25 protein-coding genes are annotated in these 25,302 nt (G+C 74.3%); 16 read left to right on the top strand and 9 right to left on the bottom strand.

Annotated elements, in window-relative coordinates:
- Positions 1-10 precede the first annotated feature (10 nt).
- The 5 genes from ACFYU9_RS15810 (at position 11) to ACFYU9_RS15790 (ending at position 6,540) form a co-directional block, all read left to right on the top strand.
- Positions 11-1,198 (top strand): glycosyltransferase, encoded by a 1,188-nt coding sequence (locus ACFYU9_RS15810; RefSeq protein ID WP_389345059.1) that lies wholly within the window; start codon positions 11-13, stop codon positions 1,196-1,198.
- A gap of 292 nt (positions 1,199-1,490) precedes the next feature.
- Positions 1,491-2,096 (top strand): DUF6643 family protein, encoded by a 606-nt coding sequence (locus ACFYU9_RS15805; protein WP_389345057.1) that lies wholly within the window; start codon positions 1,491-1,493, stop codon positions 2,094-2,096.
- 56 nt (positions 2,097-2,152) lie between these two features.
- On the top strand, positions 2,153-2,986 hold the full coding sequence (locus tag ACFYU9_RS15800; protein ID WP_389345055.1) for an MOSC domain-containing protein: 834 nt from the start codon (positions 2,153-2,155) through the stop codon (positions 2,984-2,986).
- A gap of 217 nt (positions 2,987-3,203) precedes the next feature.
- A complete protein-coding gene (locus ACFYU9_RS15795) occupies positions 3,204-3,809 on the top strand; it encodes a hypothetical protein (RefSeq protein ID WP_389345054.1) in 606 nt (201 codons plus the stop codon).
- Positions 3,810-4,110: 301 nt separating this feature from the next.
- Positions 4,111-6,540 carry a right-handed parallel beta-helix repeat-containing protein gene (locus ACFYU9_RS15790; protein ID WP_389345053.1) on the top strand — a complete coding sequence of 810 codons (2,430 nt, stop codon included), beginning with the start codon at positions 4,111-4,113 and terminating at the stop codon, positions 6,538-6,540.
- On the opposite strand, the gene ACFYU9_RS15785 is transcribed toward ACFYU9_RS15790, so the two are convergent.
- Positions 6,510-8,942: a hypothetical protein gene (locus ACFYU9_RS15785; protein ID WP_389345052.1), complete on the bottom strand. Its 2,433-nt coding sequence runs from the start codon at positions 8,940-8,942 to the stop codon at positions 6,510-6,512. The two genes, ACFYU9_RS15790 and ACFYU9_RS15785, sit on opposite strands and share 31 nt — an antisense overlap.
- A gap of 203 nt (positions 8,943-9,145) precedes the next feature.
- Here ACFYU9_RS15785 and ACFYU9_RS15780 point away from each other — a divergent pair, with 203 nt between their 5' ends.
- From ACFYU9_RS15780 to ACFYU9_RS15770, 3 genes are read left to right on the top strand one after another with little or no spacing between them, the layout of a single operon-like run.
- Positions 9,146-10,006, top strand: coding sequence for a DeoR/GlpR family DNA-binding transcription regulator (locus ACFYU9_RS15780; RefSeq protein ID WP_389213216.1), 861 nt, complete (start codon positions 9,146-9,148; stop codon positions 10,004-10,006).
- Positions 10,003-10,455 (top strand): SRPBCC family protein, encoded by a 453-nt coding sequence (locus ACFYU9_RS15775; protein ID WP_389345051.1) that lies wholly within the window; start codon positions 10,003-10,005, stop codon positions 10,453-10,455. The genes ACFYU9_RS15780 and ACFYU9_RS15775 overlap by 4 nt, the downstream gene beginning before the upstream one ends.
- A gap of 58 nt (positions 10,456-10,513) precedes the next feature.
- Complete coding sequence (locus tag ACFYU9_RS15770; protein WP_389213212.1) at positions 10,514-11,014, top strand: SRPBCC family protein; 501 nt, start codon at positions 10,514-10,516, stop codon at positions 11,012-11,014.
- Here ACFYU9_RS15770 and ACFYU9_RS15765 read toward each other — a convergent pair.
- Entirely contained in the window at positions 10,974-12,092 is a 1,119-nt protein-coding gene (locus ACFYU9_RS15765; protein ID WP_389345049.1) for a PLP-dependent cysteine synthase family protein, read from the bottom strand. The genes ACFYU9_RS15770 and ACFYU9_RS15765 overlap by 41 nt on opposite strands.
- Positions 12,093-12,357: 265 nt before the next feature.
- Here ACFYU9_RS15765 and ACFYU9_RS15760 point away from each other — a divergent pair, with 265 nt between their 5' ends.
- Both ACFYU9_RS15760 and ACFYU9_RS15755 read left to right on the top strand, forming a co-directional pair.
- A complete protein-coding gene (locus tag ACFYU9_RS15760; RefSeq protein ID WP_389213208.1) occupies positions 12,358-12,666 on the top strand; it encodes a hypothetical protein in 309 nt (102 codons plus the stop codon).
- A 249-nt stretch (positions 12,667-12,915) separates the two neighbouring features.
- Complete coding sequence (locus ACFYU9_RS15755) at positions 12,916-13,470, top strand: ATP-binding protein (protein ID WP_389213206.1); 555 nt, start codon at positions 12,916-12,918, stop codon at positions 13,468-13,470.
- 228 nt (positions 13,471-13,698) lie between these two features.
- Here ACFYU9_RS15755 and ACFYU9_RS15750 read toward each other — a convergent pair whose 3' ends face one another.
- Positions 13,699-14,004 (bottom strand): SHOCT domain-containing protein, encoded by a 306-nt coding sequence (locus tag ACFYU9_RS15750; protein ID WP_389345047.1) that lies wholly within the window; start codon positions 14,002-14,004, stop codon positions 13,699-13,701.
- A 195-nt stretch (positions 14,005-14,199) separates the two neighbouring features.
- On the opposite strand from ACFYU9_RS15750, the gene ACFYU9_RS15745 reads away from it, so the two are divergent.
- Together ACFYU9_RS15745 and ACFYU9_RS15740 are read left to right on the top strand one after the other, a co-directional pair.
- Positions 14,200-14,772: a TetR/AcrR family transcriptional regulator gene (locus tag ACFYU9_RS15745; protein ID WP_389345045.1), complete on the top strand. Its 573-nt coding sequence runs from the start codon at positions 14,200-14,202 to the stop codon at positions 14,770-14,772.
- A gap of 126 nt (positions 14,773-14,898) precedes the next feature.
- Positions 14,899-15,483 (top strand): DUF4865 family protein, encoded by a 585-nt coding sequence (locus tag ACFYU9_RS15740; RefSeq protein ID WP_389345043.1) that lies wholly within the window; start codon positions 14,899-14,901, stop codon positions 15,481-15,483.
- 15 nt (positions 15,484-15,498) lie between these two features.
- Here ACFYU9_RS15740 and cpt read toward each other — a convergent pair whose 3' ends face one another.
- The 3 genes from cpt to ACFYU9_RS15725 form a co-directional block, all read right to left on the bottom strand.
- Positions 15,499-16,029, bottom strand: a complete 531-nt coding sequence (cpt, locus tag ACFYU9_RS15735; RefSeq protein ID WP_389345310.1) for a chloramphenicol phosphotransferase CPT — start codon at positions 16,027-16,029, stop codon at positions 15,499-15,501.
- 74 nt (positions 16,030-16,103) lie between these two features.
- A complete protein-coding gene (locus tag ACFYU9_RS15730) occupies positions 16,104-17,015 on the bottom strand; it encodes an SAM-dependent methyltransferase (RefSeq protein ID WP_389345041.1) in 912 nt (303 codons plus the stop codon).
- Between the two features lie 11 nt (positions 17,016-17,026).
- Positions 17,027-18,259, bottom strand: a complete 1,233-nt coding sequence (locus ACFYU9_RS15725; RefSeq protein WP_389213197.1) for an ROK family protein — start codon at positions 18,257-18,259, stop codon at positions 17,027-17,029.
- A gap of 276 nt (positions 18,260-18,535) precedes the next feature.
- Between ACFYU9_RS15725 and ACFYU9_RS15720 the strand changes: the two genes are divergently transcribed.
- From ACFYU9_RS15720 to ACFYU9_RS15710, 3 genes are all read left to right on the top strand, one after another.
- A complete protein-coding gene (locus tag ACFYU9_RS15720) occupies positions 18,536-19,414 on the top strand; it encodes a glycosyltransferase family 2 protein (protein ID WP_389345039.1) in 879 nt (292 codons plus the stop codon).
- A gap of 163 nt (positions 19,415-19,577) precedes the next feature.
- Positions 19,578-20,798 (top strand): MFS transporter, encoded by a 1,221-nt coding sequence (locus ACFYU9_RS15715; protein ID WP_389345037.1) that lies wholly within the window; start codon positions 19,578-19,580, stop codon positions 20,796-20,798.
- Positions 20,799-21,072: 274 nt separating this feature from the next.
- Positions 21,073-21,822 (top strand): maleylpyruvate isomerase family mycothiol-dependent enzyme, encoded by a 750-nt coding sequence (locus tag ACFYU9_RS15710; RefSeq protein ID WP_389213956.1) that lies wholly within the window; start codon positions 21,073-21,075, stop codon positions 21,820-21,822.
- 9 nt (positions 21,823-21,831) lie between these two features.
- Here the strand turns inward: ACFYU9_RS15710 and ACFYU9_RS15705 are convergent, their stop codons facing one another.
- From ACFYU9_RS15705 to ACFYU9_RS15695, 3 genes are all read right to left on the bottom strand, one after another.
- Positions 21,832-22,500, bottom strand: coding sequence for a response regulator (locus ACFYU9_RS15705; protein WP_389213953.1), 669 nt, complete (start codon positions 22,498-22,500; stop codon positions 21,832-21,834).
- A 62-nt stretch (positions 22,501-22,562) separates the two neighbouring features.
- Positions 22,563-23,798, bottom strand: coding sequence for a sensor histidine kinase (locus ACFYU9_RS15700; RefSeq protein ID WP_389345035.1), 1,236 nt, complete (start codon positions 23,796-23,798; stop codon positions 22,563-22,565).
- A gap of 122 nt (positions 23,799-23,920) precedes the next feature.
- Positions 23,921-24,625: a TetR/AcrR family transcriptional regulator gene (locus ACFYU9_RS15695; RefSeq protein WP_389345033.1), complete on the bottom strand. Its 705-nt coding sequence runs from the start codon at positions 24,623-24,625 to the stop codon at positions 23,921-23,923.
- A gap of 147 nt (positions 24,626-24,772) precedes the next feature.
- On the opposite strand from ACFYU9_RS15695, the gene ACFYU9_RS15690 reads away from it, so the two are divergent.
- Complete coding sequence (locus ACFYU9_RS15690) at positions 24,773-25,270, top strand: nitroreductase family deazaflavin-dependent oxidoreductase (protein ID WP_389213188.1); 498 nt, start codon at positions 24,773-24,775, stop codon at positions 25,268-25,270.
- The last annotated feature ends 32 nt before the right edge of the window (positions 25,271-25,302 follow it).

Below are 25,302 nucleotides of genomic sequence, written 5' to 3'. Positions count from 1 at the left end.
ACTGCGGCGAATGAGCCCGCTTGCCTGGATCGCGTTCGCTTCCCTGGCCGTCTGGGGTTGGCTGCTGCTCGGCCAGGGATTCTTCTGGCGCACGGACCAGCGCCTGCCGCGCCCGGAGAGGCCGCCCGAGGAGTGGCCCCGGGTCGTCGTGGTGGTCCCCGCGCGCGACGAGGCCGAGGTGCTGCCGCTGAGCCTGCCGTCGCTGCTCGCCCAGGACTATCCGGGCCCCGCGGAGGTGATCCTCGTCGACGACGGGAGCACCGACGGCACCGGGCGGCTCGCGAAGGAGCTGGCGGCCTGCGGGCGCGGGCTGCCGCTGACCGTGGTCCGGCCGGGCGAGCCGGAGCCGGGCTGGACGGGCAAGCTGTGGGCACTGCGCCACGGGATGGCGCTGGCACGCGCGCGCGTGCCCGACTTCCTGCTCCTGACGGACGCGGACATCGCGCACGAGCCGGACAGTCTGCGGCTCCTCGTCACCGCCGCGACCGGGCACCGGCTCGACCTGGTGTCGCAGATGGCGCGGCTGCGGGTGGCGAGCGGCTGGGAGCGGCTGATCGTGCCGGCCTTCGTCTACTTCTTCTGCCAGCTCTATCCCTTCCGCTGGATCAACCGGCGGCGCCCGCTGGCCACGGCGGCGGCGGGCGGCTGCGTGCTGCTGCGGGCCGAGACGGCGGAGCGGGCGCGGGTGCCGGAGGTGATCCGGCAGGCGGTGATCGACGACGTGTCGCTGGCCCGGGCGGTCCGGCGGGTGGGCGGGCGGGTGTGGCTGGGGCTCGCGGACCGGGTGGACAGCATCCGTCCGTATCCGCGTCTCGCCGGCCTGTGGCGGATGGTGGCGCGCAGCGCGTACGCGCAGCTGCGGCACAACCCGCTGCTGCTGCTCGGCACGGTCGCGGGGCTCGCGCTCGTCTATCTGGCGCCGCCGGTGACGCTGGCGGCCGGGCTGCTCGGCGAGGACGCCGCGGCGGCGTGGGCCGGCGGGGCCGCGTGGGCGGTGATGTCGTTCACGTACCTGCCGATGCTGCGCTACTACCGTCAGCCGCTCCGGCTCGCACCGCTGTTGCCGTTCACCGCGCTGCTGTATCTGCTCATGACGGTGGACTCGGCGGTGCGGCACTACCAGGGCCGGGGTGCGGCCTGGAAGGGACGGACGTACGCCCGCCCGGAATCCGCGCCCGGTACTCACCCGGGTTCCTGAACATCGCGTTCTCGAAGATCCGCGTTCTTGAACATCAGGCCAATTTCCCGCGCACCGCGTCTGCCGACGCGTCAGGATTCCTTTACGCGGAAACAGGGAACGGGCATCACGGTCACCCTCTGCAACCCGTGGGTAACCCCTTCCGAACTCGGGTTTTTCAAGATCGCTGACCTGCGGCGCGACCGATTTTGTCAGATTCGCTCACATTGCCGTTCGGTGGTCTCAACGAACCCGTCAAACAACCCTCTTACCGGACTCCCCACACAGCACATTGTGGGCTTAACTTATGGCCATGACCTCCCCGCGCTCCTCCTACGGAGGCGGTTACCACACCGCGCCGTCGTTCCCCGACACCCCGATCTACGACTCCCTCGTCGCAGAGCGGGGCACGCCTCAGATCGCCCCGATCCGAGTGCCCTCCGCGTACGACACCAACAACGGCTTCTCCGGAAGCAGCGGGTACCTGCCGGCGCTGCCCGCGGCCCTGCCCGCCCTCCCGGCGGCGCCCTCCCCGCAGCCGCCCGCCCCGTCCTACGGAGGCAACGGCGGTTACGGCGGCAACAGCGGTTACGGCAACAGCGGCGGTTACGGCTACCCGCAGCCCGCCGCCCCGCAGATGGCCCCGGCACCGGTCCCGCAGATGTCGCCCGCCGCGCAGATGGCCCCGGCGACGCAGCTGATGGCGCCCGTACCGCTCCAGCACGCTCCCGCGCCGTACATCCCGCAGCAGCCCGCCGCCCCGCGCGGCTACCCGGCCCCGCAGGCGCCGCAGCCGCCGCGCCCGATGGCCACCGGGTACGAGGCGATGCGCCCGGCCGCCCCGCGACCGGCTCCGGCGCCCGCGCCCGCGCCGTACGACGACCCGTACAACCGCCCCTACCAGGGCCGCGGGTACTGACGGGAGCGGACGGGACCGCCCTTCTGGGGCGGCACGGCGACTGGCAGGATGGCGTCATGTCGATTCCTGTCTTGCGCTCCGTCCATGTCCACCCGGTCAAGGCACTACGCGGCTTCGCCCCCGCCGAGGCGGAGGTCGAGCCATGGGGACTGGCCGGTGACCGTCGCTATGTCGTCGTGGACACCGCGGGCAGGATCGTGACCCAACGCCAGCACGCGCGGCTGGCGTTGGCGTCCGCGGAGCTGCTGCCGGACGGCGGGATCACGCTGTCCGCGCCCGGCCTCGAACCGCTGACCGTCGAGGTGCCCGAGCTCTCGGCGCCCGACGGCACGATCACGGTGGAGATCTTCGGCACCCTCGTCGAGGCCGTCCCGGCGGATCCGGCCGCGCACGCCTGGTTCAGCGCCTACCTGGAGAACGAGGTGCGCCTCGTCCACATGGACGACCCGGCCCACCGACGGCCCGTCGACCCGGAGTTCGCGCTGCCCGGCGAGACCGTCAGCTTCGCCGACGGCTATCCGCTGCTCGCCGCCACCACCTCCTCCCTCGACGCCCTCAACTCCCTGATCGCGCAGGGCGACCACGCCGACGAGGGCCCGCTCCCGATGAACCGCTTCCGGCCGAACGTCGTCATCGACGGCACCGCGCCCTGGGCCGAGGACGGCTGGCGCCGCCTCTCCATCGGCGACGTCTCCTTCCGGGTCGCCAGGTCGTGCGGGCGGTGCGTGGTCACCACCACCGACCAGCTGACCGGAGAGCGCGGCAAGGAGCCGCTGCGCACCCTGGCCCAGCACCGCAAGGACGGCAGCCGGCTGATCTTCGGCCAGAACCTGGTGCCCGAGCACCGCGGGACGATCCGGGTCGGCGACCCGGTCAAGATCCTCGACTGATCCTTCCCTCGCTCCTGGCTCCTGCCACCTGGCTCCTGCTCCTGCTCCTGCTCCTGCTCTGAGAAGGCAGCACCTCGCGGAATCACTCCGGGACCTCTCCGGAATTCCTCCCGGGAGGCGCGGAACCCACCCCCGGGTCACACTCGTTGGAAGGGCGGACCTCCGACGGGCCCTGTGGGCCCGCGCGGGTCGTCGACGAGACGAGGGGGTGCGGAGCGTGCGTGCAGCCATCGGACTCTGGCGCTGGCGGCACAATCCCCTGCGCCGGACCACGGACCTGGTCGAGGCATGGGTGGCGCTGGCGGCCGCCGTGCTGCTCTGCCTCGCCGTCCCCGCGGCCGGCTGGGCCGCCGGCGCCTCCGCCAACGCCTCGCTGCAGCGCTCCGCGCGCGCCCAGCTGAGCGAGCGCGTCCCGACCGTCGCCCGGGTGATCCGGCCCGCCGACCGGCCGGCCGGCCGCCAGCCCGCCGATGTGGCCGCGGAGCAGCGGCTGCGACCGTCCGTGGTGGCCGACTGGACCGCGCCGGACGGCACGATCCACACCGGCACCGTGACCACCACCCGGCAGCAGGCCCACCCGGGCGCCACCTTCCCGCTGTGGACCGACCGGGCCGGGGAGCCCGTGACCCCGCCGATGCACCCGGACACCGCCCGGGCCCACGCCCTGATCGCCGGGTTCACCGTGGCGCTCCTCGCCGGGCTCCTGATCGAGAGCGGCCGCCGGCTTGTCGTACACCGGCTGATGCGGCGGCGGTACGCGCGTCTCGACCGCGCCTGGGCCCAAGCCGGTCCCGACTGGGGTCGTACGGGTACGGGCAGCTGACGCCGTGAGGGGACAGACGGCGGACCCGTCAACCCGGCGGCTCCGCGCGCGCTACGGTGGGGCATCGGATGCGGGATCTCGGATCCAACATCCCGGATCCAACATCCCGGATCCTTGATCCGATAGCCCGGACATTGGATCCAATCTCCCGGGTCCTGGATCCCGGATGTCGGATGTCGGATGTCGGATGTCGGATGTCGGATGTCGGATGTCGGATCCGAAATCCCGCGTCCTGGATGTTGGATCCAACATCCAGGGTCCGGTTCAGCGTCGACGCACGAGGTGGGGGCAGAGCACACCCATGGCACAGGGCACGGTCCAGGTGACGCACACCGGCACGTCGCGGTGGCGGCGCCGCACGGGCGAGTACGCCTCTCTCGCCGCCGCCCTGGAGGCCGCGGGCGACGGCGACGTCCTCACCGTGGCCCCCGGCACCTACCGGGAGAACCTCGTGGTGCAGCGGGCCGTGACCCTGCGGGGCGGCGACGGGATGACGGGCTCGGTGCGGATCGCGCCCGCCGACGGGGTGCCGCTGACCGTGCGGGCCTCGGCCACGCTCCAGGACCTGCACATCGAGGGGCAGGACGCTGCGGCGCCGGCGCTGCTCGTCGAGGACGGGACGCCCGAGCTGCTCGACCTGCGGATCCTGACGCGTTCGGCGGCCGGCCTTGAGGTGCGCGGCGCGGCGCGGCCGACGGTGCGGCGGTGCACGGTGGACAATCCGGCCGGGGTCGGGATCGCCGTACTCGACGGTGCGGGCGGGGTGTTCGAGGAGTGCGAGGTCGTGTCCGCCGGGCAGTCCGGCGTCTCGGTGCGCGGCGGCGCCCATCCGCGTCTGGAGCGCTGCCGGGTGCACCACGCCTCCGGGGCCGGGATCAGCGTGACCGGCGAGAACAGCGGCCTGGAGGGCATCGGCTGCGAGGTGTACGAGATCAAGGGCGCCGGGCTGCGGATCGCGGCCCGGGCCGCCGCGCACCTCAGCGACTCCGCCGTGCACCGCACCTCCGCCGACGGCATCACCCTCGACACCGACGCGGTGCTGACGCTCTCCGACTGCGACATCCACGACATCCCCGAGAACGCCGTCGACCTGCGTTCCCGCTCGGTCCTCACGCTCACCCGTTCGACGGTGCGGCGCTTCGGCCGCAACGGCCTGTCCGTGTGGGACCCGGGCACCCGGGTGGACGCCAACCAGTGCGAGATCCACGACAGCACCGGCGACTATCCGGCCGTCTGGGTGAGCGACGGGGCCACCGCGGTGCTCGACTCGTGCCGGGTGCACGACGTCCCCGACGCGCTGTTCGTGCTCGACCGCGGCTCGCGCGCCGACGTCGTCGACAGCGACCTGTCGCAGGTGCGCAACACGGCCGTGTCGGTGAGCGACGGGGCGACGGCGCAGCTCGACGACTGCCGGATCCGGGAGGCGTCCACGGGCGCCTGGTTCCGGGACCACGGCAGCGGCGGCACGCTCGCCGGCTGCACCATCGACGCCGTGCAGACCGGGGTCATCGTCACCAAGGGCGCCGACCCGACGATCGAGCGGTGCACGGTCACGTCGCCGGCCGAGGCCGGGTTCTACGTGTCGGCGGAGGGCCGCGGCTCGTTCCTCGGCTGCCGGGTGACGGGCAGCGGCGGCTACGGCTTCCACGTCATGGACGGCTGCCGGACCACGCTGCGCAAGTGCCGTACGGAGCGGTGCGCGCGCGGCGGTTACGAGTTCCCCGAGGAAGGCCAGGTCGTCGAGGACTGCACCAGCGACGAGAGCCAGCTGCGCACGACCGCGGCTGGGGGCGGTGTGCTGACCGCCACCCAGTCCGCCGCGCCGGCGACGGGCGGCCTGCTCGGCCCGCTCCCCGCGCCCCGCCGGACCACCGCCCCGCCTCCGCCCGCACCGGAACCGGCGCCGGCCGTGCCCGCCGCCCGCTCCTCCCGGGAGGTGCTCGGCGAACTCGACGCCCTGGTGGGCCTGGAGAGCGTCAAGCACGAGGTGCGCACCCTCACCAACATGATCGAGGTGGGCCGCCGCCGCCAGGAGGCCGGCCTGAAGGTGGTGTCCGCGCGCCGCCATCTCGTCTTCACCGGCAACCCCGGCACCGGCAAGACGACGGTGGCCCGGCTGTACGGCGAGATCCTCGCCTCGCTCGGGGTCCTGGAGCGCGGCCATCTGGTCGAGGTGTCCCGGGTGGACCTGGTCGGCGAACACATCGGGTCGACGGCGATCCGCACCCAGGAGGCCTTCGACCGGGCCCGCGGCGGTGTGCTGTTCGTCGACGAGGCGTACGCGCTGTCGCCCGAGGACTCGGGGCGTGACTTCGGCCGTGAGGCGATCGACACGCTGGTGAAGCTGATGGAGGACCACCGGGATTCGGTCGTGGTGATCGTCGCCGGGTACACGGCGGAGATGGAGCGCTTCCTGTCCGTCAACCCCGGGGTGGCGTCCCGCTTCTCACGGACCATCACGTTCTCCGACTACGCGCCCGCGGAACTACTGCGGATCGTGGAGCAGCAGGCGGAGGACCACGAGTACCGCCTCGCGGACGGCGCGGGCGAGGCGCTGCTCGGGTACTTCGCGCGGCTGCCGAAGGGTCCGGCCTTCGGCAACGGCCGTACGGCGCGCCAGACGTTCGAGTCGATGGTGGAGCGGCACGCGGGCCGGGTCGCCGCGCTCGTGACGCCGAGCACGGACGACCTGACCCTGCTCTATCCGGAGGACCTCCCCGAACTTCCCTGATCCGACGGGATGTTGTCCCGCTGGCGCGGCAGCGCGGGCGGCAGCCGGTCGAGCAGCGCGGAGCGGGCGGCGGCGAAGGCCGGGTCGGCCTGGTAGTCGGAGTGGCCCAGGATCGGTTCGGGCAGCGGGTGTTCGCGGGTGCGCCCGTACGCGACGGGGTCGAGCAGTTCGGGCCGGTCGACGGGCGGCCGGTCGTCGTCGGCGGGGACGCGCACGGGTCCGCCGATGGGGTCGGTGGCCCGGTAGAGGTTGCTCCAGCAGTGCAGCGTGCGGTGCAGGCCGCGCAGCGACTCGGGGCCGAAGTAGGCCGGGAACCAGCGCCCGTAGAGCCGTTCCAGCGGCGAGCCGTAGGTGAGCAGTGCGACGCGCGCGCGGGTGGCGGGCGGCAGCTGCCAGACCGCGGCCGCGGCGAGGACGCTGCCCTGGGAGTGGCCGGAGATGACCAGCCGGCCGCCGGTCTGCCGGGTCCAGGAGCTCATCCGCCAGGTGAGGTCGGGCACGGCCCGCTCGGCGTAGCAGGGCGGGGCGAAGGGGTGGGCGGCGCGCGGCCAGAAGGTGCCGACGTCCCACAGGATGCCGATGGTGCGGCGGGCGGAGGCGTCCTTGTAGGCGCGGCGGCCCCAGGTGACGAAGAGCAGGAAGCCGAAGCCGACCATCCAGGAGCCGAGGGCCTGGGCGGCGGTGGCGGCGGAGGCGATCGCCGGGTGGGCGCCGTCGAAGGCGCGCCCGGGGACGTTGCCACTGGTCCAGGCCCCGGCGACGGAGGCGGCGCCGAGGAGCAGGGTGGCGCCGGAGACGACGCCGATGAGACCGGGCGCCGAGTCGGTGAGCCCGGCCCCGGCCCGTACCGCCGCGATCTGGTCGGTGCGCAGCCGGTCGGGGTCCGCCTCGCGGTAGTCGGCGTCGACGGCGGGGCGGAGCCGGCGGGCGGTGAGCACGGTGCGGACGGCGAGCAGTCCGGCGGGCGCGATCAGCAGCAGGAGCAGCACCGGGATGACGGACGCCTGCCAGCTGAGCAGCACGGGCGGTCCGGTGATGAGGCCGTTGCCGGTGCCCGGGGTGCCGGGGCCGTCGAGCCAGTCGGCGACGCGCTGGGCGACGCCGCCGGTCATGACGCCGCCGAGCGCGCAGGCCAGCATGGCGACGGCGGGGCCGCCGAGGCCGGAGACGGCGGTGCGGGAGTCGGGGCGCGGGCGGTGCAGCATGAGCGCGACCACGCCGAGGGCGACGACGAGGGCGCCCTGGGTGAGGGTGAGGGCGCCGAAGACGGCGTTGCCGGGCAGGGTGCCGGTGGAGCGCCAGCCGGGGCGGGCCCAGGCGGTGTGCACGGCGGTGAGCACGAGCAGCAGCAGGGCGGTGGCGGGCAGCCAGGAGACGACGGCGCGTTCGAGGGTGACGTCGAGCCTGTTCTCGCTGCGGCCCCGGCGGCAGACCACCCACACGACGACGGCGGCGAGGAGCGCGATACCGCCCTCCAGGCCCCAGCCGAGGACGGATAGGGGGGATCCGGGTCCGGAGCGGTGGTCGTGGGCGCCGGCGGCGCCGGCGAGGGCGGCGGCCACGGTGAGGAAGCCCGCGGTGGTGTGCGCGGCGCGCAGCCGGGCGACGAGCCGGCGGCCGTACCAGAAGCCGGGCCGGCCGAGCGCGGGCCGCAGTTCGACGGGGGTGGCCGGGTCGGGGCTCGTGGCGTCGGCGGCCTCGGTGTCGCCGGTGCGGGCGGACGGGACGGAGGGCGCGGGCTCGGCGTCGTAACCGGTGGGCGGGCGCTGGGCCTCGTACGCGCTCCAGGTGCGGTTGGACAGGTACCAGAGCAGTCCGACGAGCGCGGTGGGCACCAGGGCGGCGAGGGCGAGGCGGCGGCCGGGCGCGGACCACCAGCCGCCGTGCGCGGCGGAGAGGAAGCCGAGCCAGGAGCGCTGCCCGGCGCACGGGCCGGAGCCCGCGCACTGCCAGGCCGTCAGGTCCAGGGCGACCTCGCAGGCGGCCGCGGTCAGCAGCACGGTGAGGGTGAGGGCGACGAGCCGGACCAGGACGCCGTAGAGCCGGACGAGTCCGGCGCGTCCCTCGGCGGGCGGGCGCATCCAGTGGGCGAGGTTGGCGACCATGAACGGCAGGAGCAGCAGCCACAGCGCGCGTGTGCCGTTGCCGGAGGTGAGGTTGGACCAGCAGTACGCCTCGGGGACGGGTCCGTCCGCGTACCGCTCGGGGTGCTCCTCGGCGTCGATGTCGCTGCCGCGGCGGTAGACCGCGGCCGTCTTGTCACCGGTGACCCGCACGGTGTGCGGGTCGTCCAGCATGTCGGCCGGGGTGGCTCCGCCCACGCCGTGGACGAGCAGTTCGAGCGCCGCGCCCCCGTCTTTCGGGGCCGGCCCGGGCGTCGGGTCCGGTGTGGCAGGGGACACTTCGGGGACTCCCTCGGTGGATGGGAGGATCGGGTGGGAGGATCCGGGTGGGAGGATTCGACGGCAGGCACCAGGATCGCGGACGGCGAGCCCGTACGGCACGGCTCTCACCGAATCCGACGCCCCTTTACCCGTGTCTTCCCCGTTTCCCGGCTTTCCCTGCGTTTTCCCGCGTTTCCCTGCTGAAAGGACCGGCCCCGGCGGTGAGTGACAATCAGAACCTCCTCGCGGAGCAGCGGCGCGCCCTGATTCTCGACGAGGTGCGCCGGCGCGGAGGCGTCCGGGTCAACGAGCTGACCCGCCGTCTCAACGTCTCCGACATGACCGTCCGCCGGGACCTGGACGCCCTGGCCCGTCAGGGCATGCTGGCGAAGGTCCACGGCGGCGCGGTGCCGGTGGTGGAGGCGAGCACCCACGAGCCGGGCTTCGAGGCGAAGTCGGTGCTCGAACTGGGCGCGAAGGAGGAGATCGCGCGGGCCGCGGCCGCCATGGTGCGGCCGGGGACGGCGATCGCGCTGTCCGGCGGCACCACTACGTACGCGCTGGCCCGGCAGCTGCTCGACGTGCCGGAACTGACCGTGGTGACCAACTCGGTGCGGGTCGCGGACATCTTCTACGAGGCCCAGCACGCCGGTTCGGGCGGCGAGGCGAAGCCGGGGGCGGCGACGGTCGTGCTCACCGGCGGCGTACGGACCCCGTCCGACGCCCTGGTCGGGCCGGTGGCCGATCAGGCGATCCGCTCGCTCCACTTCGACGCGCTGTTCCTCGGGGTGCACGGCATCTCGGTGGCGGCCGGCCTGTCGACGCCCAATCTGGCGGAGGCCGAGACCAACCGGCGCCTGGTGCGCTCGGCGCGGCGCGTGGTGGTGGTCGCGGACCACACCAAGTGGGGCACGGTGGGGCTGAGTTCGTTCGCCCGGCTCGACGAGGTGGACACGCTGGTGACGGACCGGGACCTGTCGCCGGAGGTGCGCGAGGAGATGGCCGAGCACCTGCCGGGCCTGGTGGTCGCGGGTGAGGAAGCCGTCGAGGAACCGGGCGGGGGCGAGGCGGGCTCGCTGTGAGCCGGTTCCGCGTCGAGCGGGTCGTGGCGCTGCCTCCCGCCGAGGTGTGGCGGCGGCTCACGGAGTGGCCGGCGCACGGCCGGCAGGTCCCGCTCACCCGTACGACGGTGCTGACGGCGGGCCCGAACGGCGTGGGCACCCGGTTCACGGCCCGCACCGGCGTGGGCCGGCTCGCCTTCCACGACCCGATGGAGGTCGTGCGTTTCGAACCGCCGGCCGCCGGGCGGGCCGGGGTGTGCCGCCTGGAGAAGTACGGGCGGGTGGTGCGGGGCTGGGCCGCGTTCGAGGTGACCGCCGCTGCCACGGGGGCGGGCAGCCGGGTGGTGTGGACGGAGGAGCTGCGGCTCGGGGGCCTGCCCGCGGCGCTCGACCCGGTGTTCGACCCGGTGCTCGCGGCGGCCGGGCGGATCGTCTTCGGCCGGGCGCTCGACGGCCTCCTGGGCAACTGAACGGCCCTCGGCTATGGTGTGCGCTCCGCGCAGACCCGCCCCACGGGAGGTACGGTCCATGGCACGCCGACTGAGGCCGGTGGAGCTCGACTTCATCGCGTCCGCGCCCGTCCGCCTGGTCTTCTCGGCGGTCGCGGCCGCCCCGCCCACCGCCGTCTACCGCTCGCTCGCGGTGGAGGTGGGCAGCTGGCCCGCCTGGTTCTCCGCGGTCCGGGCCGCGGCGCCCGCGGGCGACGGCGCGGGCCGGACGATCCGGCTGCGCGGCGGCGTCTCCTTCGAGGAGACGATCATGGCGGCCGACCCTGACACCCGCTACGCCTACCGGGTCGACACGACCAACGCGCCGGGCGTCACGGCCATGCTGGAGGAGTGGGTCCTGTCCCCCACCGCCGGCGGCACCCGCGTCCGGTGGACCATGGCCGCCGACGGCAACCGGCCGTTCGCCCTCGGCCTGCGGCTCGCCCGGCCGGGGATCGGACTGTCGTTCCGGGACGCGGTGCGCCGGCTCGACCGGCGGCTCACTCCGGCCAGACACCCGTCACCAGGAAGCGGTCGATAGCGGCGGAGTAGGGCGCGATGTCGAGGCCCTGCTCGGCCAGCCACTCGTCGGAGTAGTACTTGTCGAGGTAGCGCTCGCCCGGGTCGCAGATCAGCGTGACGACGCTGCCGGTGCGCCGCTCGGCGACCATCTCCGCGACGATCTTCAGCGCGCTCCACAGGCCGGTGCCCGTGGAGCCGCCCGCCTTGCGGCCGATCGCCGTCTCCAGCGCGCGGACGGCGGCCACGCTCGCCGCGTCGGGCACCTTCATCATGCGGTCGACGGCGCCGGGCACGAAGCTCGGCTCCATCCGGGGCCGGCCGATGCCCTCGATGCGCGAGCCGCAGTCGGAGGTGGCGTCCAGGTCGTGGTGCGTCCAGCCGTCGAAGAAACAGGAGTTCTCCGGGTCGGCGACGCAGATCCGGGTGTCGAACTGCATGTAGTGCACGTAGCGCGCGATCGTCGCCGAGGTGCCGCCGGTGCCGGCCGTGGCCACGATCCACGCGGGCTCCGGGTAGCGCTCCAGCTTCAGCTGCTCGTACATCGACTCGGCGATGTTGTTGTTGCCGCGCCAGTCGGTGGCCCGCTCGGCGTAGGTGAACTGGTCCATGTAGTGGCCACCGGTGCGCTCGGCGAGCGCCGCGGCCTCCTCGTACATGGTGCGCGAGTCGTCCACGAAGTGGCACTGCCCGCCGTGGAACTCGATCAGGCGGCACTTCTCGGGGCTGGTGGTGCGCGGCATGACGGCGATGAAGGGCACGCCGATCAGCTTCGCGAAGTACGCCTCGGAGACCGCGGTCGAACCGCTGGACGCCTCGATCACGGGCGCGCCGGGGCGGATCCAGCCGTTGCACAGGCCGTAGAGGAAGAGGGAGCGGGCGAGGCGGTGCTTGAGGCTGCCGGTCGGGTGGGTCGACTCGTCCTTGAGGTAGAGGTCGATGCCCCAGCTCTCGGGCAGCGGGAAGCGCAGCAGGTGGGTGTCGGCCGAGCGGTTCGCGTCGGCGTGCACCTTGCGGACCGCCTCCTTGAGCCAGGACCGGTAGTCGGGGTCGCTGCGGTCGACATCGATGGTGGCCATGGGGCTGGTGGTGCTGGTCATGCGTGCCTGCCTCTGCTCGTGGTGGCCGACGGGGTGGCCGCGGGATGCCCGAGGAGATCCCCGGGGGGTGCCCCGGGGAGTCGCCCAAAAGGCTTCCCCACTGACCGACAATACCGCTCTCACCTGGGCAAACGTTCCCTTTGAGAGTCCATAGGAGTGCCTTGCAGACCGGGTGTGCGAAGGTGTCGGGCGGCCCGGTTCTGGTGCGGGTGGCGGCGGCCCGGCACACTGGGAGGAGGCAGTCTGCGCGAAGGGGGCGGAGCACATGTCGGAAGCCGAGATCGACCCCGGGACCGGGCCCGAGCCCGAGTTCACGGCCACGGGGGTACGGATCGACCGCTGGCCCCGGTCGCTGACCCGCGCCGGCGAGGTCCGCATCGAGGACGGCCGGCTGTCCCTGCTGACCAGCTACGGCAGCGAGATCGACAGCGCCCCGCTGGGTACGGTACGGGCGGGCCGGCCGTGGTTCGCGAAGCCGGACGAGGCCGTGGCGACGGTCAACGGCACGCGCTACCGGATCTCGGGATCGGGCCGCCTGCTGGATGCGCTGAAGAAGGCGAGAACGGGGTCCTGAGCCCGTTTCCGGTCCGGCCCCGAACGATTCCCGGTCGGGCCCCGAGCCGCGGCTGATCCGCTCCCGATCCGCTTCTGACCTGCGGCGTGTCGCCGCGAGTTGCGGCACTTACACCACTGGTTCACCCTGGAACCACCTCACCGAGGGTTTACCGGCGGTGACGCTGCGAACCAGCCACCGTCCTGCTACACCGCATGACAGATCCGAATCTCCGTCTTCTTCCGGACCTCACTTCGGGGAGTCGCAGCCGTGATCAGCGAGCCCAGCAGGTATTGCACGGTGGAGCTCCAAGCCCTGCCGTCGCGGATCGGTCAGGTCCGCAGGATCGTCTCGGCGCATCTGCGCCACTGGCAGCTCGATGCCTTGATAGACCATGCCTCGCTCGGTGTCACCGAGCTCCTGACCAATGTTCACCGGCACGCCCAGCCGGACAAGATGTGCACCGTCGAGGTCGAGCTGCTGCTCGACCGCCTCACCGTCTCCGTCCGCGACAACGACCCCCGGTTCCCGGACGTGTCCGAACCGGACGGCGCGGCCGACGAGTTCGCCACGTCCGGGCGCGGCCTCGCCATCGTCGAGGCGCTCAGCGAGAGCTGGGGCGTCCGCCCGCACGACTCGGGCAAGATCGTCTGGTTCACCCTCCAGGCCCCGCCCTCCCCCGTCGGCCTCGCCCCGCTCGCCCACACCGTCTACGGAGCCACGACGGGCGGGCCGTTCACCGACCGCGCGCTGGAGACGGTTCCGTTCGGCGGGGTGGACGAGCTGCACGCGCCGGTGGGGGCGCGGTCGGTGCTGGCGCGCTGAGGGGACGGCGGAGGCGGGCGCGGGATTTTGGATATCGGATCCGGGATGTTGGATCCGATATCCGGCAGACCGGATCCGGGATCCGACGCATTGGATCCAATCTTCAGCACGCTGGATATCGGATCCGGTATCCCGGCGCCAGGACATCGGAGTGAACGCGCTGTCCGACGCGCCGTCGGAGGCACGCACCAGGACCCGGCCGAGGAAGGCGCCGCAGGGCGGTGGTGGTCATGCCCGCCGCCCCTTGTCCTCCCCGGCGCGGCGGCCGAACTGCTCCTCCAGGACGGTCAGCCGCCGCCAGTACTCGTCCTCGTCGATCTCGCCGGCCGCGAAGCGGTGGCCGAGCAGCGCGATGGGCGACTGTTCGTCGACCGGCGAGGCGCCACGACCGCCGAAGCCGCCGGGACCTCCCGGGCGGCCCCAGCCGAAGCGGCGGCGGCGCACGACCGTGACCACCGTGATGATCACGGCCGCCCAGACGAGCGGGAAGAAGAGGATCCACGGGCCGGGGCCCGCGTAGGCGAGGGTGTTCATGGTCGGTCAGCTCCTCGGATCGCTGTCGCCTGCGGTGATGGTTCGAGACTCGCTCGCGAGGGGGCCCGGAGTCGTCGTACGGCCAGCGGCTTCGCGCGTACGACGGCGGGAGTAGCGGGGCCGGGGCCGGCTGCTCCCCAGCACGGCGCGCCCCATCCCTCGACGCTGTACCTACTGGTATGTACAGTGGGGATCATGAACGCGAACGCGTCCGAGCGACTGATCGAGGCCACCCGTGAGCTGCTGTGGGAACGGGGCTACGTCGGCACCAGCCCCAAGGCGATCCAGCAGGCCGCCGGGGCCGGCCAGGGCAGCATGTACCACCACTTCACCGGCAAGCCCGATCTCGCGCTCGCCGCGATCCGCCGCACCGCCGAGGAACTGCGGGCGGCGGCCGAGGCCGCGCTCGGCGGGCCGGGACCGGCGTACGCGCGCATCGAGGCGTATCTGCTGCGCGAGCGGGACGTGCTGCGCGGCTGCCCGGTGGGGCGGCTGACGATGGACCCCGACGTGATCGCGAGCGCCGAGCTGCGCGCGCCGGTCGACGAGACGCTCGACTGGCTGCGCGGCCGGCTCGCCGGGATCGTCCAGGAGGGCCTGGACAGCGGGGAGTTCACCGGTCCGCTGCGCGCCGAGGAGGTCGCCTCGACGATCGTGGCGACCCTCCAGGGCGGTTACGTCCTGGCCCGGGCCTCCGGTTCCCCCGCCGCCTTCGACACCGCCGTACGCGGCCTGCTCGCGCTGCTGTCCCCCCGCGCCGGGCACTGACCCGGCGACCGGCCCGGCCACGGCCCCGCCATCACCCCCGGCCGCCGTCCAGGCCACCGGACCAGCCGGCACCCCGGCCGCATTCCCGGCCACCGGCCCACCCGCACGATCCGAGGAGCCCGTCCCATGCACGCCACGCAGTACGACATCACGCTTCCCGCGGACTACGACATGAGGATCATCCGCGAGCGCGTCGCGACCCGGGGTCACCTGCTCGACGACTTCCCGGGCCTCGGCCTCAAGGCGTACCTGATGCGGGAGCGGGCCGACGGCTCGCCGGTCAACCAGTACGCGCCGTTCTATCTCTGGGCGACGGCCGCCGGGATGAACGACTTCCTCTGGGGTCCCGGTTTCCAGGGCATCGTGAGCGACTTCGGGAGGCCCGTCGTGCAGCACTGGACCGTGCTCGCGTACGACGAGGGCCCGGCCGCCGCGTGCCCGCCGCGCGCCGCGACGCGCCGCCGCGGGTCCGTCCCCGAGCGTCTCTCCCCGGCCGAGGCGGTGGAGCGGGTTCTGGAGCGGCACGCCGTCGAGGCGAAGGCCGACGGTGTGGTGGCGCGTGCCGTCGCCGTCGATCCGCGCCACTGGGAGCTGCTCACCTTCACCCTGTGGGCGGACGAGGGCGCGGCCGAGCCGAACGCCGACCGTTTCCAGGTGCTGCACCTGTCGGCGCCGGGCCGGTCCGGGATCGCTCCCGGACGGCAGTGGTGAGCCGATCGGGGCGGCTCAGCGCAGGTGGGCGGCGATGGTCCGGGCGCTGTCGAGGGACTCGGTGCGGGTGGTGTCGATCTCCAGGTCGTAGCTGACGCCTTGGTGGACCAGGTCCGCCTGGGCGGCGGCCATGCCGGGGACGCGGTCGCCGCGGGCGAGTTCGCGGCCGGCGGCGACGGTGGGGTCGCAGCGGACGCCGACCCAGAGCACGTCGAGGCCGTCGAGTGCCTCCCGCCAGCGCTGCTGGGATGCGGCGGCGCCGAGGAAGACGTCGTCGACGACGATCCGGGCGCCGGCCCGTGCCATGCTCGCGATGCCCGTCGTCCAAGCGGCTTCCAGTTCACGGAACTTGGGGCCGACGATCACGCTGCCGTCGTCCGCGAACTCGATCCAGCCGTCCGCCTCGCGCCCGTCCTTCAGCCTCGCGGGCAGGGCGTCGACGAACGAGTCGCAGCCGAACGCGAGCCAGGCGTCCGGGAGTACGGCCTGGAGGCACCGCACGATCCCGGTCTTCCCGGAGCTGGAACCGCCGTTGAGGATGATCACGCGAGTCGTCACGGCGTCACCGTAGGGCCTGGTCCCACTGAACGAGTAACGGATTTCGCGCGGATCACCGGTGTTCAGTCGACCGGCACCAGGGTCAGGTAGGCGATGCCGAAGAGCTTGCGGTAGCCGAGCCAGGCGGAGCGCTGCCGGTCGACGCGGTCACGCGTCTGCGGGGCGAGCGGGTGGCCGGGGTGGGCGGCGAGCCAGAGTTCGGTGGCGTGGCGGTAGCCGGACTCGAACTCCTCCCACTCCTCCCGTGTCGCCGTCTCGATCCAGGCGGGGCGGAAGCCCGCCTCGACGGCGAGGTCGACGAGGGCGTCGAGCGGGACGTGGTCGGCCGCCTGGGCGCCTGGCCACATCCGGGCGAGTTCGGTGTCGTCCGGGGTGCGCTCCCAGAAGCCCTCGCCGAGCAGTACGCGGCCGCCGGGCCGTACCAGCCGGCGCAGTTCGTGCAGGGCGGCGGCGGGGTCGTGCGGCAGGTCGGGGTCGAGCAGTGCGTGGCTGGAGCCGAGGCACAGGACGGTGTCGGCGGGGCCCCGGCCGGTGCCGCGCGCGGACTCGTCGGCGTACTCGACGCGTTCGTCCAGTCCCCGTTCGGCGGCGAGGCGGCGGCCGAGGGCCAGGTCGTCGGCGTTGATGTCGATGCCGACGCCGTGCGCGCCGGGAGCGGCCGCGAGGACGCGCAGCAGCAACTCGCCCCGGCCGCAGCCGATGTCGAGGACCGTGCCGGGCGAGGTGGCGGCGAGGCGTGCGACGATCCGGGCGGCCCGGGCCTCGGAGAGCGGGCCGTGGAAGGTGAGCCCCGCGGCGAGCGGCGGCGGACCGTCGGCACGGGCGCCCAGCGCCGGCTCGCCGTGCGCCGGCTCCTTGATCGGCTCGTGGTCGCTGCCGGTACCGGGGGCGGCGACGGACTCGGCGATGGGGCCGGTACCGGGGGCGACGACGGAGTCGGGGACGGCGCCGGGGGCGGTGATGGGGTCGGTCATGAGGCCGGACCCTAGTCGGCGTGCGCCGCACCGCCCAACGCATTTAGGGGGTCGTCCAGGACCGGCTGCCAGGCGAGTTCGGCCGCGCCGACCAGGCTGTTGTGGTCGAGGGTGCAGGGCAGGATCGGTACGCCGCCGCTGCGGCCCCACAGGCTGCGGTCGGCGACCACGGCGCGCAGCCGGTTCGGGTCGGCGTCCAGGAGTTCGCGGTGCAGGCCACCGAGGATGATCCGGTCGGGGTTGAGGATGTTGACGAGCCCGGCCAGGCCGAGGCCGAGCCGGTCGATCAGCTCCTCGGTGGCGGCCCGCACCCCGGGGTCGTTCGCGTGGTCGCGCAGCAGGTCGCGGGCCTGCTGGAGGAGCGAGACCTCGGGCCCGGGGTCGCGGCCGGCGACCGTGAGGAAGGCGAGCGGGTCGGTCTCGACGTCGAGGCAGCCGCGGGAGCCGCAGTGGCAGGGCCGGCCCTCGGGGTTGACGGTGAGGTGCCCGACTTCGAGGGCCAGGCCCGAACTGCCGGTGTGCAGACGGCCGTCGAGGACGAGCGCGCCGCCGACCCCGCGGTGCCCGGTGGCCACGCACAGCAGGTCACGCGAGCCGCGTCCGGCGCCGTGGCGGTGCTCGGCGAGGGCGGCGAGGTTCACGTCGTTGCCGGTGAAGGCGGGGCCCTCGATGCCGGCGGCGCGCACCTGCTCGGCGAAGATCTCCCGTACCGGCGCACCGGCCGGCCAGGCCAGGTGGAGCGGGTTGAGCGCGGTGCCCTCCGGTTCGGCGACCGCGGACGGCGCGGCGAGCCCGGCGCCGACGCAGCGCCGTCCGCTGGTCCGCAGCAGCGCGGCACCGGCCTCGACGACGGCGCCGAGCACCTGGGCCGGGTCCTCGGAGACGGTGACGCAGCCCGGCGCGGTGGCCACGATGGTGCCGCCGAGGCCGACGAGCGCGGCCCGGAAGCCGTCGGCGTGGACCTGGGCGGCGAGGGCGACGGGGCCGTTCTCGGCCACGGCGAGGCGGTGCGAGGGGCGGCCCTGGGAGCCGGCGGCGGCGCCCGGGTTGGAGTCGACGCGGATGAGGCCGAGAGCCTCCAGCTCGGCGGCGACGGCTCCGGCGGTGGCGCGGGTGACGCCGAGTTCGGCGGTGAGCACGGCCCGGGTGGGTGCCCTGCCCGTGTGCACCAGCTCGAGGGCGGGTCCGAGCGCGCTGCGCCCCCTGTCCAGCCGTGTCCGGGTCGTCGTCGCCTTGCCGTTCATGCTGGCGAGTCTCCCATGATCGCGCCACCCGGGTCCTCCGGCACCCGCCGATGGCCGGGTCCCGCCCCCGGGCACGGGGCGCCGCCGGGCCGCGCACCGGTCCCCACCGACGCACGCCCACATGGACGGAGGCCGTGCGCCACCTTCCGTCCGGGTGAACGGTTCCGGTCGCCGTGGCGCTAGCATCGCGGCCGACGGGACGAGACGCGAGCCGCGGAGAACGAGACGCGGCAGCGAGGCAGGACGCAGAAGATGCCGGAACGGACGGAGTGGGCTGTGGCACGACCGCGGGTGGGTGTGGCGGTGCTGACGATGGGCACGCGGCCGAAGGAGCTGCGGGCGCTGCTCGACTCCGTCGCCATGCAGGACGAGCCGCCGGCCCGGGTGGTCGTGGTCGGCAACGGCGCCGGGTCGCTCAAGGAGCTCCCGGACGGTGTGCACGGCGTGGAGCTCCCCGAGAACCGCGGGGTGTCGGGTGGCCGGAACGTGGCCATCGAGACGCTGCGGGCGTTCGGTGACGTCGACGTCCTGGTGGACCTGGACGACGACGGGCTGCTGGTCGACGCGGACGTGTTCCGCCGGCTCGCCGACCTGTACGAGGCGGATCCGGCGCTCGGCATCGTCTCCTTCCGCATCGCCGACGAGAACGGCGAGACGCAGCGCCGGCACGTGCCCCGGCTCGGCGCGAAGGACCCGATGCGCGGCGGCCGGGTGACCACGTTCCTCGGCGGCGGCCACGGCCTGTCGATGCGGATGCTCGACCAGATCGGCGGCTGGCCGGAGGAGTTCTTCTTCACCCACGAGGAGACCGACCTGGCCTGGCGGGCCCTCGACAAGGGGTGGACCGTCCTGTACGAGCCGGGGCTGCTGCTCCAGCACCCGAAGACCAGCCCGGCCCGGCACGCCGTCTACTACCGGATGACCGCCCGCAACCGCGTGTGGCTCGCCAAGCGGAACCTGCCGGCGCCGCTCGTCCCCGTCTACCTCGGCGTCTGGACCCTGCTCACCCTGGCCCGCACCCGCTCCCTGCCGGGCCTGCGCGCCTGGTTCGCCGGCTTCGCCGAGGGCGTGCGCCGGCCGGGCGGCGCACGGCAGCCCATGCGCTGGGCGACGGTGTGGCGGATGGGCCGGCTGGGCCGCCCGCCGGTCATCTGAAGGAGTCTGCAGTCGGCGAAGGTGGTCGTGCCCGGACGGGCGCGGCCACCTTCGCCGTTTCCGGGGCGGAGCCCGACGCGCCGCCCTCGCCGTTTCCGGGGCGGAGCCTGCCCCGCCCGCCCTCGCCTTGAATCCGAGCCCCGCCCACCCCTATCCTGAGTTTGTGCCGCTACTAAACAAAGTAGGCCCGGCCCTGTCGGGGGGATCCCGCGGAGACACCGCCTCCCCCTCCCTGGCCCGCCTCCGCTCCGCCCTGACCCTCTTCTTCGCCCTCGACGGCTTCCTCTTCGCCGGCTGGGTGGTCCGCATCCCGGCCATCAAGCAGCAGACCGGCGCGTCCGCCGGCGACCTCGGCCTCGCCCTCCTGGGCGTGTCCGCCGGGGCCGTCGTGACCATGACGCTCACCGGCAGGCTCTGCCGCCGCTACGGCAGCCATCCGGTGACCGTCGCCGCCGCCGTACTCCTCTCGCTCTCCCTCACCCTGCCCCCGCTCACCCGGTCCCCGCTGGCGCTCGGCCTCGTCCTGCTGCTCTTCGGCGCCGCGTACGGGGGCATCAACGTGGCCATGAACAGCGCGGCCGTCGATCTCGTCGCCGCGCTGCGCCGGCCCGTGATGCCCAGCTTCCACGCCGCCTTCAGCCTCGGCGGCATGCTCGGCGCGGGGCTCGGCGGGCTGGTCGCCGGGAGCCTGTCGCCCACGGCGCACCTGATCGGCCTGACGGTCGCGGGCCTGCTGCTGACCGCCGCGGCCGGTCCCGTACTCCTGCGGCACCCCTCCCCCGCCCCGCCCGAGTCGCTGCCCGCGCGCACGGCCGGCGCACGGCCCGCCGGGTCGCGTCGCACGGTGCTCCTCTTCGGGGTGATCGCGCTGTGCACGGCGTACGGGGAGGGCGCACTGGCCGACTGGGGCGCCCTGCACCTGGCGCAGGACCTGCACGCGCACCCCGGGGTGGCGGCGGCCGGGTACTCCTTCTTCGCCCTCGCCATGACGGCCGGGCGGCTCTCCGGCACGGCCCTGCTCGAACGGCTCGGGCAGACCCGCACCCTGGTCGCGGGCGGACTCACGGCCGCCGCGGGCATGCTGCTCGGGGCGCTCGCGCCGACCGTGTGGGCCGCGCTCCTCGGCTTCGCCGTCACCGGGCTCGGCCTGGCCAACATCTTCCCCGTCGCCGTCGCCCGCGCGGGCGCCCTCGCCGGACCCGGCGGTGTCGCGGCCGCCTCGACGCTCGGCTACGGCGGGATGCTCCTCGGGCCGCCGGCCATCGGCTTCCTCGCCGACTGGTTCTCGCTGCCGGTGGCACTCACGACGGTCGCGGTCCTGGCCGCCGGGGCCGCGGTGATGGGGTACGCGTCCCGCGGGGCGCGGGTGCCGGTCGGGCACTGACTCGGGGGCAGACACTGACTCGGTGGGCACGGCGGGGGCCGATCCGGGTTCCGGGGGCGATCGGCTCGCGTGACCGGCACGATGCGCGAGCCGCCCCGGCAGGCCGCCCGCACGGGCCGGCCCGAGTGCCCGGCACGAGCCGGCCGGGGCGCGCCGCCCCGGGCGCGCTTCGTCCCTGGGCGCGCGTCGCGACCGGGCGCGCGTCGTCCCCCGGGCGCGCGGCGTCCGGGCCGCCGCCCGGTGTCCGGACGCCATAATCCGGGTCATGGACGATCTGAGCATCGCACGGCACATCGACGCGCTCGACGCGGCGGGCAAGGCCCTCGTGGCGGCCGCCGCCGCGGCCGGGCCCGACGCGGAGGTCCGCACCTGCCCCGGCTGGCAGGTGCGTGACCTGTTGCGGCACACCACGACGGTCCACCGCTGGGCCACCGCTCTCGTCGCCGAGCGCCACTCCGAAAGTCCTCCGGCCGGCGAGGAGACGGACCTCGACGGCGACGCGCTCCTCGCGTACGTCCGCGAGGGCCACGCCCGGCTCGTCGAGACGCTGCGCGCGGCCCCCGCGGACCTGGAGTGCTGGACGTTCCTGCCCGCGCCGTCGCCGCTCGCGTTCTGGGCGCGGCGCCAGGCGCACGAGACGACGGTGCACCGGGCGGACGCCGAGTCGGCCCTCGCGAACGGCCCGGGCCCGGGGCCGGTGGACCCGGCGGTCGCCGCCGACGGCATCGACGAGCTCCTGCGTTCCTTCCACGCGCGCGACCGCAGCCGGGTGCGCACGGCGGAGCCGCGGACCCTGCGCGTGCGGGCGACCGACACCGGTGACGTGTGGACCGTACGACTGTCACCGCAGGCGCCGCGGACGGAGCCGACGGCCGACGGGCCCGCGGACTGCGAGCTGAGCGGGCCCGCGGACCGGCTCTATCTGACGCTGTGGAACCGGCTGCCGCAGGACTCCGTGACCGTGACCGGGGACACGTCGCTGGCCCGGCTGTGGCGGGAGGAGTCCGCCGTCGTCTGGTCCTAGAGAGGGAGTTCAGCCGAGCCAGCCGGGGCGGACCAGGCCCGACTCGTAAGCGAGGACGACGAGTTGGGCGCGGTCGCGGGCGCCCAGCTTGACCATGGTGCGGCTCACATGGGTCTTGGCGGTGAGCGGGCTGACGACCAGGCGGCGGGCGATCTCCTCGTTGGACAGGCCGAGGCCGACGAGGGCCATCACCTCCCGTTCCCGGTCGGTGAGTTGACCGAGCGACGTGGCGGCCCCGCCGGCAGGCGGGCGGGATCTGGCCGCGAACTCCTCGATGAGCCGGCGGGTCACACCGGGCGAGAGCAGCGCGTCTCCGGCCACCACCGCCCGTACGGCACGCAGGAGTTCGTCCGGCTCGGTGTCCTTGACGAGGAATCCCGAGGCGCCGGAGCGGATGGCCTCGAAGACGTACTCGTCGAGCTCGAAGGTGGTCAGCATGACCACCTTCACCGCGCCGAGTTCCGCGTCGCCGGTGATCAGACGGGTGGCGGCGAGGCCGTCCCGGCGCGGCATCCGGATGTCCATCAGGACGACGTCCGGGCGCAGTTCGCGCACCCGTGCCACCGCCTCCTCGCCGTCGGCGGCCTCGCCCGCCACCTCGATGTCCGGCTGGGCGTCGAGGAGCGCGCGGAAGCCGGCCCGGACGAGCGACTGGTCGTCGGCGAGCACCACACGGATCGCGGGATTCCCGGGACTCGCGGAGTCCGCGGAGTCCGCGGAGTCCGCGGGACGGGCGGGGATCACGGGGACTCCTCGGGGCGTACCGGAAGGCTTGCGCGCACCCGGAAGCCGCCGTCGGGCCGGGTGCCCGCCTCAATCGTGCCACCGAGGGCCGCCGCCCGCTCCCGCATGCCGGCGAGTCCGTTGCCGCTGCCGCCCGCGTCGCCGCCGGTGGCCGGGCCCTCGTCGTCGATCCGCAGGTCGAGCGCGTCCGGCCCGTACGCGAGGACGACCCGCGCCGTGCGCGAACCGGAGTGCCGCACCACGTTCGTCAGCGCCTCCTGCACGATCCGGAAGGCGGCGAGTTCCGTACCGGGCGGAAGCCGGCGGCGCCGGCCCTCGGTCTCGGCCGTCACGGTGAGCCCGGCGGCCGCGGCCTGCTCGACGAGTTCGGGGAGCCGGTCGAGGCCGGGCGCGGGCGCGCGGGGCGCGGCGCCGGGAGCGCGGAGGGTGTCGAGCACCTGCCGTACCTCGCCGAGCGCCTCCTTGCTGGCCGCCTTGATGGTGGTGAGGGCGGTACGGGCCTGACCCGGGTCCGAGTCGAGGAGGGCGAGGCCGACGCCGGCCTGGACGTTGATCACGGAGAGGGAGTGGGCCAGCACGTCGTGCAGCTCGCGCGCGATCCGCAGCCGCTCCTCGTCCGCCCTGCGCCGCTCCGCCGCGGCCCGCTCGGCGCGCTCCTTCGCCCACTGCTCGCGGCGTACGCGCGCGAGTTCGGCGGCGGCGAGGATCGCCACGACGAAGGCGGCGGCCGGGAGTTCCTGGCCCCACGGGGCCGGGCCGTCGCCGTCGGGCGGCAGATAGCGGTACAGCCAGTGGGCCAGCAGCAGATGCCCCGCCCACAGCCCGCCGAGCGCCCACCAGGCGGCATGCCGGTGCCCGCGCTTGACGGCGGCGAAGCAGGCGACCGCGACGGTGACGAACACCGGGCCGTACGGATACCCCAGCGCCAGGTACGCCAGCGTCACCGCCGCCACCCCGAACACCACCGGGACGGGGTGGCGGTGGCGCAGCAGCAGCGCGGCCGCGCCGAGCACGAGCAGCGCGCGGCCGAGCGCGTCGAGCGCGACCCGGCCCTGCTGGTCGTGGCCGGCGAACCCCGAGCCGACGAGCACGAACACGCCGACCACGACGGTCGACACCCACGGCAGCCCGCCCCGCCGCTCCCACCGCCCCTCTCGCCTCCGCCACGGCCCGTACGCACCCGGCGGCCCGTGGCGCCGGGGTACCTGGGCGCGGCTCGGCTGTTCGTCCATGCGGCCACGCTAGACCGGGCCGGGGCACGGCGGCGTCAGCCGTGCGGGGCGGTCACCCGTACTCCACGGGGAGTACGAGGAGTGCGGTGAAGTGCGAGTACGGGGGGTGCCCGCCCGCGCGCTCACGGCTTCGGCAGCAGACCCACCTCGCGCCCGAGCCGTTCCGCGGCCGCCGCGAAGAACGTGTCGCGGTCCTCGACGACGTTGTTGAAGTGGCCGAAGAGCTCGAAGGAGATCAGTCCGAACAGTTCGGCCCAGGCACAGGCGAGGGCGAGGGCGACGGCCGGCGGGAGGTCGGGGGCGAGCGCGGCGACCAGGCGGTCCGCTTCGGGACGGAGCGTGGGCTGGAGCGGGGGCAGGGCGACGCCCTTGTCGTCGTAGGCGGCGCGGGCGATGGAGACGAGGACGAGTCCACCGCGGGCGGCGTGGTCGACGGTGTCCTGGGGTGCGGTGTAGCCGGGGACCGGGGAGCCGTAGATCAGGGCGTACTCGTGCGGGTGCGCGAGGGCCCACGCACGGATCGCGCGGCAGACGGCGGTCCAGCGGGCGAGGTGGGCGCGCGGGTCGGCGGCCTCGGCGGTTGCGTGGGCCTGTTCGGCGGCGGCGCCGACGGCGTCGTAGGCGTCGATGATCAGCGCGGTGAGCAGGTCGTCGCGGCTGGGGAAGTAGCGGTAGAGCGCGGAGGACACCATGCCCAGCTCGCGGGCGACGGCGCGCAGCGACAGCTTGGCGGCGCCTTCGGCGGCGAGCTGACGGCGGGCCTCGTCCTTGATGGCGGCGGTGATCTCGATCCGGGCGCGGGCGCGGGCTCCTTGAACGGCGGTCATGGAGAGCAGTCTGCCATGTTTCGGAGCACCGCACCGAAACGAGAGCACTGCTCTTGCTTGTGAGCGCCGATCCGTGCACACTGTTCTCAAGCGAGAGCACCGCTCACACTTCGGAGCACCTCTCACCTTTACGCCCAGGAGGCCCCGATGTCCGCACAGCCGGCCCAGCCCGCCCAGCCCGCCGCCCACGTCGTCAAGCCCGGCTGGTTCACGGTCAACGTCGCCAACCGCTTCGTCGCCTGGCTGACCCGCCGCGGGGTCAGCGTCTGGGGCTCCCGCGTGCTCGCCGTGCGCGGCCGCAAGAGCGGCGAGTGGCGCCGCACGCCCGTCAACCTGCTGACGGTGGACGGCGCCCAGTACCTGGTGGCCCCGCGCGGCCACGTCCAGTGGACCCGCAACATGCGGGCGGCGGGCGGCGGCGAGCTGCACCTCGGCAAGCACGTGCAGACCTTCACCGCCGTGGAGGTCGGCGACGACGACAAGCCGGTGATCCTCCGCGCGTACCTCAAGCGCTGGAAGGCCGAGGTCGGGGTGTTCTTCCAGGGCGTCGGGCCCGACTCCACGGACGAGCAGCTGCGCGCCATCGCGCCGCGGCACCCCGTCTTCCGCGTCACCACGACCACCGACGCCGCCGCGAACGCGTGAGAGGGCGGTACGGACCCGGTCCGTACCGCCCT

This window comes from Streptomyces sp. NPDC004327 (assembly GCF_042873935.1).
Classification (GTDB): Bacteria; Actinomycetota; Actinomycetes; order Streptomycetales; family Streptomycetaceae; genus Streptomyces.
This window is presented reverse-complemented; position numbering and strand designations above follow the sequence as displayed.

What these genes read in the sequence shown, in the direction of transcription:
- ACFYU9_RS15810 (WP_389345059.1), top strand. Translation starts at nt 11, where the DNA reads ATGAGCCCGCTTGCCTGGATCGCGTTCGCTTCCCTGGCCGTCTGGGGT.
- ACFYU9_RS15805 (WP_389345057.1), top strand. Translation starts at nt 1,491, where the DNA reads ATGACCTCCCCGCGCTCCTCCTACGGAGGCGGTTACCACACCGCGCCG.
- ACFYU9_RS15800 (WP_389345055.1), top strand. Translation starts at nt 2,153, where the DNA reads ATGTCGATTCCTGTCTTGCGCTCCGTCCATGTCCACCCGGTCAAGGCA.
- ACFYU9_RS15790 (WP_389345053.1), top strand. Translation starts at nt 4,111, where the DNA reads ATGGCACAGGGCACGGTCCAGGTGACGCACACCGGCACGTCGCGGTGG.
- ACFYU9_RS15770 (WP_389213212.1), top strand. Translation starts at nt 10,514, where the DNA reads ATGGCACGCCGACTGAGGCCGGTGGAGCTCGACTTCATCGCGTCCGCG.
- ACFYU9_RS15765 (WP_389345049.1), bottom strand. Translation starts at nt 12,092, where the DNA reads ATGACCAGCACCACCAGCCCCATGGCCACCATCGATGTCGACCGCAGC.
- ACFYU9_RS15760 (WP_389213208.1), top strand. Translation starts at nt 12,358, where the DNA reads ATGTCGGAAGCCGAGATCGACCCCGGGACCGGGCCCGAGCCCGAGTTC.
- ACFYU9_RS15750 (WP_389345047.1), bottom strand. Translation starts at nt 14,004, where the DNA reads ATGAACACCCTCGCCTACGCGGGCCCCGGCCCGTGGATCCTCTTCTTC.
- ACFYU9_RS15745 (WP_389345045.1), top strand. Translation starts at nt 14,200, where the DNA reads ATGAACGCGAACGCGTCCGAGCGACTGATCGAGGCCACCCGTGAGCTG.
- ACFYU9_RS15740 (WP_389345043.1), top strand. Translation starts at nt 14,899, where the DNA reads ATGCACGCCACGCAGTACGACATCACGCTTCCCGCGGACTACGACATG.
- ACFYU9_RS15730 (WP_389345041.1), bottom strand. Translation starts at nt 17,015, where the DNA reads ATGACCGACCCCATCACCGCCCCCGGCGCCGTCCCCGACTCCGTCGTC.
- ACFYU9_RS15725 (WP_389213197.1), bottom strand. Translation starts at nt 18,259, where the DNA reads ATGAACGGCAAGGCGACGACGACCCGGACACGGCTGGACAGGGGGCGC.
- ACFYU9_RS15700 (WP_389345035.1), bottom strand. Translation starts at nt 23,798, where the DNA reads ATGGACGAACAGCCGAGCCGCGCCCAGGTACCCCGGCGCCACGGGCCG.
- ACFYU9_RS15695 (WP_389345033.1), bottom strand. Translation starts at nt 24,625, where the DNA reads ATGACCGCCGTTCAAGGAGCCCGCGCCCGCGCCCGGATCGAGATCACC.
- ACFYU9_RS15690 (WP_389213188.1), top strand. Translation starts at nt 24,773, where the DNA reads ATGTCCGCACAGCCGGCCCAGCCCGCCCAGCCCGCCGCCCACGTCGTC.